The organism is Flagellimonas spongiicola, from assembly GCF_023502425.1.
Taxonomy (GTDB): Bacteria; Bacteroidota; Bacteroidia; order Flavobacteriales; family Flavobacteriaceae; genus Flagellimonas; species Flagellimonas spongiicola.
The window spans coordinates 640,862-652,989 of sequence record NZ_JAMFMA010000001.1; the positions used below are offsets into that span (position 1 = coordinate 640,862).

Sequence of the window (12,128 nt, forward strand, 5' to 3'; positions counted from 1 at the left end):
GGATTGTATTAATTTGTTGATTTTATATATATTTTCTTGTCGACAATAAGCTTGTTTATCACCGAAGCCGTTTTGAAGAAGCTTTGTAATTCCTCTTCTGAAACATTTTCTTTTACCACTTCATTGAATCGCAATACCACGTCCTTAGAATCCTTTCTTTTTTCAAGCCCCAAAGCTGTTAAGTGTATTAACACACCTCTTCCATCTTTTGGATTAGGTTTGCGTTGAATGTAACCGCGTTCCTCGATACTTTTTAATATTCGGGAAAGACTTGTCGCCTCCATGCCCATTTTAGGTCCTAATGCAGTACTCGGAGTCCCCTTTTTTGGATCAATACTGAGTAAGGTAAACCCAATGGCCATGGTAAGTCCGTAGTTCTTGGCTTCTTCGTTATACATTTTACTTACTGCTTGCCAAGTGGCCCTGAGCGCATAATCAATGGTCAAATCTTTCATAGAACAGGATTGGTGTCTCCAAATATACAAAAATATATTATGCATGCATAATAAATTCAGTATTGTTATTCTATCCTTGTTTCCTCCCATGATGTATCCGTCAATTCAAAAGCACTATACGTCAATCGAGCCAAAAAATATCGAATGTATTGCCATAAACTGCATTAAAAATTTAAACATGATGAAATCGATTTACACGTTTTTGTTTGCAATTTTTGCAATCGCAACACTTTTTGTTTCCTGTAGTAAGGATAAAACAGATGATCAGGCTACACCTGAGGTTGACTTACCTGAAGTTAATAGTTTTAGTCCGCAAACAGGACCTGTTGGAACGACAGTGACCATTAATGGCAGTGGATTTTCTGAAACTTCTGGAGGTAATGTGATTCAGTTTGCTGGTACTACAGCGGAAATTACTTCCGAAGCCACCAATAAATTAGTTGTAACTGTACCTTCTGGAGCAACAACTGGTTCGATTACGGTGAAAGTAGGAGCCAACACGGGGACTTCAAGTACAAGCTTTACCGTAACCACTACCAATGAAACCGCAATTGAGTTAGATGTTTCAAGCTTGGAGATGTTCACTTTTGATATTGAATCCATAGAAATCACAAATCTGCAGGATTTAGAGGGGCAAACTGTTTCCTGGACTTCCGAGGATGAAAGCATTGTAACCGTAAGTGAAGGTACAGTTATAGCCCACGCAGCAGGCGAAACCAATATCACAGTTATGGTAGGGGAACAAACTAGCATCGTATCTGTTATTGTAAATCCTAATATTTATGCGGTAGGGTATCAAGATGGATATGATTTTGCGATGCTTTGGAAAAATGGAGAATCCATCGCCTTAACAAACGGTTTGTCAGAGTCTAGTGCCAACTCAATTGCTGTTTCTGATGAGGGCGATACTTATATTGGAGGTTATGTTGTCGAAAACAATGTCTACAGAGCTACCGTATGGTGGAATGATGTTGTGCATTATACCTTGGGAGATCCTATGTTTCATTCCGTAGTAAACAGCGTCTATTTGGCGGATAACGGAGATATTTATACAGCAGGGTACATTCGAGATGAAAATGGGGATAGACATGCCCATATTACACTAAATGGTCAACTTCTATATTATGATGAAGATGAGTCGGAAGCTGAAGACATTATTTTGAATGGATTTCAAGTTGTGTTTGTTGGCAATAAATTTGACATAGAAAATGATAATGATGTTGCCGTTATGTGGGTAAATGGTGCAGAGGATTTAGTATTTGATGATGAATACGATCAAATTGGCGCATACTCAACGGCTAGTAAGATTCAAATTGTTAATGGTAGTCCTTATGTATTAGGGTCAAGCTATTATTATGAGGATCAAATTCAAAAGGGTCTATTTTGGGATACCGGTGAGTTAGACTATTCGGAGGGGAATGACGTACGATTTTATGATTTAACAGTTGATGCTTTTGGAAATAATACCTATTTGGTAGGGACTAGAAATGGTCATGCTGCATTGTGGCAAAATCAAGAAATATTGTATTCCTACTCTTTTGGTGAAGGCACAAATTCAATTGCGAGGGCCGTGGTAGAATATAATGGAGAAATACTAGTCGGTGGTTCGAAAAATGAAGGAAATGGTTATGTTGGAAAAATTTGGTCAGGCAATATGGAAGAGTTTTCTTTTACTGGTGATAATGGGAATACTGAGGTATACGATATTCTAGTAAGGTAATAGAGACTAACTTGGAAAGTTAAAAGGGCACTACATCTAGTGCCCTTTTTTTAATACCCGTATATACTATTATAAAGGTCGATATACTTTTCTTTTACAATCTTTCTTCGGAGTTTCATGGTTGGTGTTAAATGTCCATCATCTATGCTCCATACATCAGGCGTCAGACGGAATTGTTTTACTTTTTCCCATTTGGCAAAGTCTTCATTGGCCAAATCTACTTCTTCTTGGATACGGGCAATTACTTTTTCATTTAATGTGATATCCGAGTTTGCCCCAACCGTCAAGTTATGGCGGGTAGCCCATTCATTTAAAAATTCAAAATTAGGCTGAATCAATGCCGCTGGCATTTTTTCCCCTTCACCAACTACCATGATTTGCTCAATGAATCTGGATTGCTTAAATCTGTTTTCCAAAAGTTGCGGTGCTACGTATTTACCACCTGAAGTTTTGAACATCTCCTTCTTGCGATCGGTAATACGAAGAAACCCTTCGGCATCGAATTCACCGATGTCACCAGTGTGGAAATATCCATTCTTTAATACTTCGGCGGTTTTGGCCTCGTCTTTATAATAGCCCATCATCACATTAGGGCCTTTGCAAAGAATCTCGCCATCATCGGCAATTTTCACTTCAACACCTTGAATAACCTTACCCACGGAACCGATTTTCCAACCTTTGTTTCTTTCGTCGTTAACCGTGATAACAGGTGAAGTTTCTGTTAAACCGTAGCCTTCCATAACCGGCATGCCGGCCGCAGCAAATACCCGTGCCAAACGGGCTTGTAGGGCAGCACTTCCTGAAACCATTGTTCTAAGGTTTCCACCCAAGGCTTCCTGCCATTTACTAAAAATAAGCTTTCGGGCTATCCCTAGTTTCTTTTCGTACCACCACCCATTTTGGCCATAGGGTTCATATTTCAAGCCTAATTCAACAGCCCAGAAGAATAATTTTTTCTTGATTCCGGTTAAAGCGGCACCCTTGGCAATAATGGCGTCATAGACCTTCTCCAGTAATCTTGGCACAACCGTCATCACATCTGGTTTAACCTCTTTTACATTATCACTGATTTTGTCCAGGCCTTCCGCAAAATGAATTTCAATCCCGCAATAGCAATAGAGATATAAGATCATTCGCTCAAAAATATGGCATACGGGTAGAAAACTAAGTGCAATTCCACCTGTTTCAAATGGTACCCTTGGTTGACTGTTGAGTACATTGGATACTATATTATCATGTGAAAGCATTACCCCTTTTGGACGCCCTGTTGTCCCTGAGGTGTAGATTAAGGTAGCCAAATCTGCAGCTTGAACCGATTCTTTTAATTCCTCAACCTTGGACTGGGTATTTTCGTCTGCTCCTTTTTCCTTCACTTGGGACCAATGGTTGCAATTGTCTAATTGGTCAAAGGAATAAACATCTTTTAGATTTTTGAGATTTCCACTAATGGCAAGCACCTTTTGAAGTACTTCCTCACAGGACACAAAGCAATATTTTGCTTCGGAATGATTTAGAACATATTCGTAATCTTCTTCGGAAATGGTAGGATAAATTGGGACGGTCTGGGCACCTAATTGTAAAACGCCAATATCCATGATGTTCCATTCCGTTCTATTGGTCATGGAGATAATGGCAATTTTATCATTGGGTTTTACCCCCATTTGTAACAACCCCCGGCTAATGGCATTGGCTTGGTTTAAATAGTCCTGTGTAGAGGTAGCTATCCATTCACCATTTTGTTTGGTAACCAGCGATTTATCAAGGGGGAAATTTTCCAATTGAAAGTATGGAAAATCAAATAATCTGGTAACTGTTTGCATAGTAAGTTTCTGTAAAGTAATTGCAAAATAGGGAAAGGAGGCGGGATTTTAAAATGGAATTACCAAATGAAGCCCTATTTAATTGCAATATCTTTAATGAAAATCTAAAACCTTTTTCAGGCCTTGGAATATATCAATGATGTTTTTATTCCACTTAACTATAAGTAAACAAACTACTTACCCTGATGTTCCAAAACCCAATCTCGGGCATTCACAAACGCTTGGAGCCATGGTGATACGTCGTCATTTCTATCCTTTGGATAGTGTGCCCAGTTCCAGGGGAAGGTAGATCGTTCAATATGCGGCATGGTCACCAAATGCCTCCCGGTTGTATCGCACAGCATGGCCGTATTAAAATCACTTCCATTGGGATTTGCAGGATAACCCTCATAACCATATTTGGCCACCATATTATAATCCTCTTCCGTTTGGGTCAAATCAAATTTTCCTTCACCATGTGATATCCAAACACCCAATGTAGTGCCGGCCATATTGCCAAGCATCACAGAATTGTTTTCCTGAATTTTCACAGAAGTAAAACTACTTTCGTGTTTACCCGAATCGTTGTAGGTCATCTTTCCGTGTTCTTTATGCTCTGGATTAATCAAATCCAACTCCATGAACAATTGACAACCATTGCATATTCCAACAGATAAGGTATCCGGTCTTTCAAAGAAATTTTTGATGACTTTGTTGGCTTTTTCATTGTATTTGATAGCTCCTGCCCATCCTTTCGCACTTCCTAACACATCCGAGTTGGAAAATCCACCAACAGCTCCTAAGAATTGTACGTCTTCCAAAGTTTCACGACCACTAATCAAATCGGTCATGTGAACGTCCTTTACATCAAAACCGGCCAAGTACATGGCATTTGCCATTTCACGCTCCGAATTACTTCCTTTTTCCCTTAAGATAGCAGCAATCGGTCGCTTCCCTTCCGATTTATTTCTTTCCGGTAGATTTCCATTGAATTCTTCAGGAAACTGGTATTGAAGCGCCTGTTCCTTGTAATTTTCATATCGGTCCTTTGCCAAACCATTTGAAGTTTGCTTGTCATCCAATAAATAGGAGGTTTTATACCATGTGTCTCTAAGTGAATCCACATTAAGACCTATTTCCACGCCATTATTTTTTAGGAGCAATGTACTTTCGGAAACGACTTTACCGATATTAATGTAATTGATACCTGCTTTGTCCATTAGTTCAACAGCACTATTGTCCCTTACTTGAATCACTATCCCAATATTTTCGGCGAAAAGTAGTTTGATAATGTCTGATTCGCCAACAGCTGTCAAATCCAAAGTTGCGCCCAAATCGCGATCCGCGAAGCACATTTCCAATAGTGTTGTAATCAATCCACCCGACCCAACATCATGACCCGCCAAAACAAGGTCTTTTTTGATTAACTGTTGTAGGGTATTAAAAACGGAAGTGACATAGTCAGCATCCAAGACTGTTGGTGCAGCGCTACCGATTTCATTCTGGGTTTGTGCAAATGATGACCCTCCCAATTTGTGCTGGTCTTGCGAGATATTGATATAGTAAATATCCCCGCCATCCTTTTGGAATACGGGTTCCACAATTTTAGTGATATCATCACAATTGGCGGCCGCCGAGATGATCACTGTTCCAGGAGATAAGACCTCACCATCTTTATACTTCTGCTTCATGGAAAGCGAGTCCTTTCCAGTGGGTACGTTAATGCCTAAAGCAATAGCGAAGTCCGAAACAGCTTGGACCGCCTCATATAATCTAGCATCTTCCCCTTCATTTTTACAAGGCCACATCCAGTTGGCGGAAAGTGAAACCGATTTCAAACCATCTTTCAATGGTGCCCAGACAACATTCGTCAAGGCTTCGGCAATACTATTTCTGCTGCCTGCCACGGGGTCTATCAACGCAGAAATAGGAGAGTGTCCAATACTTGTAGCTATGCCTTCCTTTCCTTTAAAATCCAGTGCCATTACACCGCAATTGTTCAACGGTAACTGTAATGGACCGGCACATTGTTGTTTGGCCACACGACCACCCACACAACGGTCAACTTTGTTGGTTAACCAATCTTTACAAGCCACAGCTTCAAGTTGAAGCACCTGTTCCAGATAGTCATGGAAATGCTCCAATGCATACGGTACTTGGGGATAAGAACGGTTGATTTTAGTATCTTTTAGTATAGTTTTCGGAGAGCTTCCGAACATATCCGAAAGTTCCAAATCCATAGGCTTTTCTCCGGTTTTTTCCGAAGCAAAGGTGAATCGGTGATTACCGGTTACCTCTCCAACATTATAAAGGGGAGATCGTTCCCTCAACGCTATTCGTTCCAAAAGTCCTAGGTCGTTTTCCCCAATGACCAATCCCATTCGCTCTTGAGATTCATTTCCAATCAACTCTTTAGCAGAAAGGGTAGGGTCTCCTACAGGAAGGGCATCGGTATTGATTTTTCCGCCTGTTTCTTCTACCAATTCAGACAGACAGTTCAAATGCCCACCAGCGCCATGATCATGTATGGATACAATAGGGTTTTCATGGCTTTCCACCATGCCCCGAATAGCATTGGAAGCGCGTTTTTGCATTTCTGGATTGGATCGTTGCACCGCATTGAGCTCGATGGCGGAACTGAATTCACCAGTATCTGCACTGGACACGGCAGCACCACCCATACCAATACGATAATTATCCCCACCTAAAATAACAATACGGTCATTTTTATTCGGAGTATCCTTTAAAGCTTGTTCGTTTTTCCCATAGCCAATACCACCGGCCAACATGATTACCTTATCAAATCCTAATTTTCTTACTTCTTCTTGATGCTCAAACGTTAATACAGAACCAGCAATCAAGGGCTGCCCAAATTTGTTTCCAAAATCTGATGCGCCATTGGAAGCCTTGATTAAAATATCCATAGGAGTTTGATACAGCCAATCCCGTTCTTCCATACCTTCTTCCCAAAGTCGGTTTTCTTCCAATCGCGAGTAGGAGGTCATATAAACAGCCGTACCAGCCAAGGGCAGAGATCCCTTACCACCCGCCAAGCGATCACGGATTTCACCTCCTGAGCCTGTGGCAGCGCCGTTGAAAGGTTCCACAGTAGTGGGGAAGTTGTGGGTTTCCGCCTTTAGGGATAACACGGATTCAAATTCCGATTCTTTATAAAAATCAGGTTTGTCAGCTGTTTTCGGCGCAAATTGTATCGCTTTTGGTCCTTTGATGAACGCAACATTATCCTTGTAAGCGGAAACAATATCGTTGGGGTTTTCCTGTGAGGTTTTTTTAATGAGTTTAAAAAGGGAACTGGGTTGTTCCTCACCATCGATTACAAAGGTGCCATTGAATATTTTATGTCTGCAATGTTCAGAATTGACTTGACTAAATCCAAACACCTCCGAATCGGTTAGTTTCCGACCTATTTTTTTGGCGAGGTCCTCCAAATAACCTACTTCATCATCGCTTAGGGCCAATCCTTCTTTTTGGTTGTATTCGGAAATATTAGCTATCTCCTTAATTGGTTCTGGAGTAATGGCAATGGTGAAAATACCTTGATTTAGTTGCCCATATTTTTGAAACAACATGGGGTCATAATCCTGAAATCCATCCGTTACACAATTGAATTCCTCAATTCGGATGATTCCGGAAATGCCCATATTTTGCGTTATTTCCGTGGCATTGGTACTCCATGGTGTAATCATGGCAGCCCTAGGACCAACAAAAAAGGCGTCAAGAGACGCCGCGTTTATCTTAGGTTGGTTGCCGAACAACCATGTGAGTTTTTGAATGTCTTGTGGAGTAATTTCTTGTTCAGTCTGGACGGCCAAAACTTTTTTGGTCTGGTCCCCAAAGAAATGAATCATATCAGTATTGCAATTGAGCGGTTCAAGAAAGTGCAAATTTACACTTTTAAACAGGAAAAAATCGATTGGGAGGTAACAGTTTTTAACTGCAATTGTTGATAGGTTTAAATTCAAAAATTCAATAGTATGAACTAGGAATTTGAAGTTGCTCCTAACGCAAACTAAGGGTTACAACCTAAAATTATAACGCACCTTAAGTAATATTTGACGGTTTTGTAGTTCCCAAGGTTGCCCCATGGGGTTGAAGGAGTTGTTATTGAAAACCAAGAATACATCGCCTAAAGGCGAGAATATCCAATGCACGCGGATATTTTGTCCTAGGGTTCTGCTATCTGTATCGTATTGGAGGTAACTGTTCAATTGCAAATTGGAAGTTACATTGAAACGAACTCGGAGACCTGCCAAAGTCTGGTCAAAATCCCCAAATGGCAATCGTCCCACATTTCGGATGCCATTGAACTCAAATCCCAAAAGTGCGCTAGGATTCCAATTAAGACTTAATTCAAACTCGTCCAAAGTACCATCGTAAAAACTACCAAACCACCAAGTGGCTTGCCCGCTAAGTCTGCGTTTGGCAGCGAACTCGGCTTCTAGGCGGTACCGCATAAAGTGGTATTCGCCTTCCGGGATGGTAACATTATCCGCAATTTCAAATGGGACCAAAATATTCTCGCCAACAGGGCGCACGTTCGCTTCTACACGGTCACCACTCTCCAGTCGCCAGTTAATTGGAGCGGTAAAAACACTATAGGATTGCCATGGTCCTGATAAATTTTCAATGTAGGTCACAAAAAATTGGTGGAACATTTGTCTTAGCCAAGGTAGCTGAGGCCTAGGTGCGAAGGTTGCGCCTACACGCGAAAAATGTACGCCTCTCCGCGGTACAAAACCTAAAGATGGGTCAAATTCCTCGCCAATTCTGGCATATGTTGCAGCGATATCCCACCGGTCATTGGGATAATCCACTTTAAAACCAATTGCTGAACGATCTTCTGTCAAATCAGCTCGATTTGTCACCATAGCCCATGCGCCTACCAAAAAATTCTTGTCGCCATTGAAGCTCGTGGTCTGATACGTGAAATCCGCACCCGTCATCCAGCTGTTTTCCCGGCCCAAAGGATCCCCTGAAGATGCTATTAGGCCAACAGAACTTTCTTTCAAAACATTTCTTCGTAGCCGGATAACACCCATATTGGTTGGATCATATGGTTGCCCATCAAGTTGATAAGAATCGGTTCTGATACCGAGACCGCCAAAGGCAGTTTTCCCGATTCGGCCATTGAGTTTGGTACCAAGAATGATTGGAATCTGTGTATCGCCCCGCAGTCCGATTCTTCGACTAAAGAATGGAATAACGGTGCTTCTTCCGGTCCCAAAACCAAACTCGAAAATGTCAGAACCCTCAAGGAAAAAGGTTCTTTTTTCTGGGAAAAATAATGGGAAGCGAGTTAAATTGGTCTGACGGGTATCCACCTCGGTTTCTGCAAAATCGGTGTTTACGGTAAAAGTCGCCAAAACATTTGGGCCAATACGCTGATTGACATCCAAGCTAACATCCGGGTCAAAAACAGTGCTGCCATCCGCACCAATTTTATTCAGTTCTCCAACAAGTGATGGTCGTACATTAAGGCCCAACCCATAATTAAAATCGGGAAGACCGGTGACCAATCCCGCACGACTTGTTTGGATTAACCACTGATCTCGTTTGACGTTGGCCCATCGGATTGTTTCTTGATTGCGCTGTATGCGGCGTTCAATATTGAAACCCCACTCGTGCAGTCCTTTTTTAAACGATATGCTTTGAATCGGAATCACTAGCTCTGCTGACCATCCCTCTGCCGTAATTTGTGTTTTGGCATCCCATACGGCATCCCAGTCCGCATTTTCATCCTCTCCACGGTCCGATACAAGTGCATCGTATCTGGCAGCTAATGAATTTACCGCGAAAATGTAACCAGATTGCCCATCCAAAAAGGGGTCAATAACCAGTTTTACGTGATCTTCCTCGGAAACATCTGCATCCCTAATCTTTGAAAATCGAATAATTCCTTCGGTGTCCGTGTCATAACAAACAATTCCGATGTAAACCATTTTTGAATCGGTCAATACTTGTACCGTTGTTCGTTGTGAAGGTTCGCCACCCTCTTCCGGAACGGTGGTTTTAAATGTATCCAAAACAGGCGCGTTGGCCCAATCAGGTTCGTCTAAAATACCATCCAGTAGCATTCGCTCGGTGATTCGTCCTGATTCAAAGGAAGGTCTTTCTGTCATTTGTGCCCAGCAAAAGCTATTGGCCAATAAACAAATAACAATGGATATTTTAAATAGGTTGACGGTCAACGGTTTTGTCAAATGGAGAATCAAGGTTTAAGAATAACAAAATCGATTTATCCAAATGTAAGCTATTGTTCGTTTAGTCTGATTCTTAATTAAAAATAGAAAGAAAAAAGCCCCAAAATTGGGGCTGTCAAATCCAAAAACGGAAAATGACTATAACAACATTCCCCCGGAGGCTTCAATACGTTCTCCATTTACCCAATAGGCGTCATTGGTACAAAGAAATGCCACGATACTACCTATGTCATCGCTTTCACCTACGCGTCCTAATGCTGTTAAACTGGAAATGTAATCGACTACCCCTTGCGCTTGATCAAATCTTTCCTTGTTGAAATCGGTATAAATAGCTCCAGGTGCCACGGTATTTGCTCGAATTTTTCGAGCACCAAGTTCTTTGGCCAGGTAGCGTGTAAAAACTTCAATAGCCCCTTTCATGCACGCATAAGCTGCGTAACCTGGGAATGAAAACCGTGCAAGACCACTGGAGATGTTTACAATTCCACCTTCGTCGTTTAAAGTGTCCAGCAAGCCTTGCGTTAAAAAGTAGACGCCCTTGAAATGTACATTGACAAGTGCATCAAAATCCTCTTCAGAAGTCTCTGCGATGGAAGCGTTAAGGCCAAAACCAGCGTTATTGATCAAGTAATCAATTTTTTCAACTTCCCAAGTTTGCTTTAAGCGTTCTTGAAGTTGTTCTCTAAAGGTGGGAAAGGAAGCTATAGCTGTGGTATCCAATTTCAAAGCAATTCCACGCCCTCCTTGTTCTTGGATTTGCCCAAGTGTCTCCTGTGCGGCAGATTCATTGCTATTATAGGTTATGACTATGTCAAATCCTTTGTTGGCCAGCTTCACGGCCATATTGCGACCCAGTCCTCGGCTACCTCCGGTAACCAATGCGATTTTTCTTTTGCTCATCGTATTCGTTTTAGTGAGTGAATACGGCAAAGATCATTTTATGGCTGTTACTGGAAATGTGAATTAGAAACGATTTGTTGTAAAATTCAAACAATTTCAAGTTTGCGATAGGAGTTGGGCGAATACCCGGTCTGCTTTTTAAAAAAATTGGAGAAATGCGCTGGTTCCTCAAAAGCCAGTACATGCGATATCTCGGCAATGTTCCAGGTCGTATGTTTTATTAGGATTTTTGCTTCCTGGGCAATTCGTTCAGAAATAATTTGACTGGTATTTTTAAGCAGGCATTCTTTTAGTGCCCGATTTAAATGATTTACATGAATGCCCAATTGATCGGCAAAGCTGGATGGCGATTTGAGTTTTAGTCGTTGCATAGGGCTTTCCATAGGGAATTGGCGTTCCAAAAGATCCATAAATAGTCCAGATATCCGCTCAGAAGCATTGGAACTTATCAAGGTTTCATGCCGAGCTGGTTCCAATTTCATAGCAGTATGGATCAATTCAAAAACCAAATTGCGCAGCACATCATACTTAAAGGTGTAATCTGAGTTTATCTCTGAGAACATCCGTTCATAAATAGGTGTTATGGTAGCCATTTGTTCTTCTGTTAACAAGAACACCGGGTTGCTATTGGGCTGGAAGACTGGATACTGGGTTAAGTCCCCAAATTGATGGAAAAACGTATCAGTGAATACACAGAAAAAACCCGTTAATTGCTCATCAATCCGTTCCCAGTTGTATGGAATCTGGGGATTGGAAAAAACCAAAACCTGAGCATTCACGTTCACGATTTTATCCGCGTAGTGCACTTTACTCTTTCCTTTCACCAGGCTTATCTTAAAATAATCCCTTCGATTAAATGGCATGGCCTTAGGTTTGGGGCCAGCAAACTCATCCAATTTGAACACATTGAAATGACCTATTCCAGTACGAACACTTTCAGGGATGTAAGTGTTGGTTTTTTTGTAGAAATCCTCCAGTGAAACACGTTTGTCCATGTTTCAAAGTTATAGAAATCAAATAACAAGTATGGACG

At 41.3% G+C, this 12,128-nt stretch carries 7 protein-coding genes; 1 reads left to right on the plus strand and 6 read right to left on the minus strand.

The genetic code is table 11. The features are described from left to right. Positions 1-8: 8 nt before the first annotated feature. Positions 9-455, minus strand: coding sequence for a MarR family winged helix-turn-helix transcriptional regulator (locus tag M3P19_RS03035; RefSeq protein ID WP_249656143.1), 447 nt, complete (start codon positions 453-455; stop codon positions 9-11). Between the two features lie 178 nt (positions 456-633). Between M3P19_RS03035 and M3P19_RS03040 the strand changes: the two genes are divergently transcribed. Continuing rightward, positions 634-2,175 carry an IPT/TIG domain-containing protein gene (locus M3P19_RS03040; RefSeq protein WP_249656144.1) on the plus strand — a complete coding sequence of 514 codons (1,542 nt, stop codon included), beginning with the start codon at positions 634-636 and terminating at the stop codon, positions 2,173-2,175. A 50-nt stretch (positions 2,176-2,225) separates the two neighbouring features. On the opposite strand, the gene M3P19_RS03045 is transcribed toward M3P19_RS03040, so the two are convergent. The 5 genes from M3P19_RS03045 to M3P19_RS03065 all read right to left on the minus strand — a co-directional run bounded on the left by M3P19_RS03045 (position 2,226) and on the right by M3P19_RS03065 (position 12,090). Further along, complete coding sequence (locus M3P19_RS03045; protein ID WP_249656145.1) at positions 2,226-3,995, minus strand: AMP-dependent synthetase/ligase; 1,770 nt, start codon at positions 3,993-3,995, stop codon at positions 2,226-2,228. A gap of 173 nt (positions 3,996-4,168) precedes the next feature. Beyond that, entirely contained in the window at positions 4,169-7,843 is a 3,675-nt protein-coding gene (gene purL / locus M3P19_RS03050; protein WP_249656146.1) for a phosphoribosylformylglycinamidine synthase, read from the minus strand. Positions 7,844-8,011: 168 nt separating this feature from the next. Next, positions 8,012-10,114 carry a carbohydrate binding family 9 domain-containing protein gene (locus tag M3P19_RS03055; RefSeq protein WP_249656147.1) on the minus strand — a complete coding sequence of 701 codons (2,103 nt, stop codon included), beginning with the start codon at positions 10,112-10,114 and terminating at the stop codon, positions 8,012-8,014. A 219-nt stretch (positions 10,115-10,333) separates the two neighbouring features. Next, positions 10,334-11,095 carry an SDR family NAD(P)-dependent oxidoreductase gene (locus M3P19_RS03060; RefSeq protein ID WP_249656148.1) on the minus strand — a complete coding sequence of 254 codons (762 nt, stop codon included), beginning with the start codon at positions 11,093-11,095 and terminating at the stop codon, positions 10,334-10,336. Between the two features lie 86 nt (positions 11,096-11,181). Further along, positions 11,182-12,090, minus strand: a complete 909-nt coding sequence (locus M3P19_RS03065) for a helix-turn-helix domain-containing protein (protein WP_249656149.1) — start codon at positions 12,088-12,090, stop codon at positions 11,182-11,184. Positions 12,091-12,128: the final 38 nt, after the last annotated feature.

What these genes read in the sequence shown, in the direction of transcription:
- M3P19_RS03035 (WP_249656143.1), bottom strand. Translation starts at nt 455, where the DNA reads ATGAAAGATTTGACCATTGATTATGCGCTCAGGGCCACTTGGCAAGCA.
- M3P19_RS03040 (WP_249656144.1), top strand. Translation starts at nt 634, where the DNA reads ATGATGAAATCGATTTACACGTTTTTGTTTGCAATTTTTGCAATCGCA.
- M3P19_RS03045 (WP_249656145.1), bottom strand. Translation starts at nt 3,995, where the DNA reads ATGCAAACAGTTACCAGATTATTTGATTTTCCATACTTTCAATTGGAA.
- purL (WP_249656146.1), bottom strand. Translation starts at nt 7,843, where the DNA reads ATGATTCATTTCTTTGGGGACCAGACCAAAAAAGTTTTGGCCGTCCAG.
- M3P19_RS03055 (WP_249656147.1), bottom strand. Translation starts at nt 10,114, where the DNA reads ATGACAGAAAGACCTTCCTTTGAATCAGGACGAATCACCGAGCGAATG.
- M3P19_RS03060 (WP_249656148.1), bottom strand. Translation starts at nt 11,095, where the DNA reads ATGAGCAAAAGAAAAATCGCATTGGTTACCGGAGGTAGCCGAGGACTG.
- M3P19_RS03065 (WP_249656149.1), bottom strand. Translation starts at nt 12,090, where the DNA reads ATGGACAAACGTGTTTCACTGGAGGATTTCTACAAAAAAACCAACACT.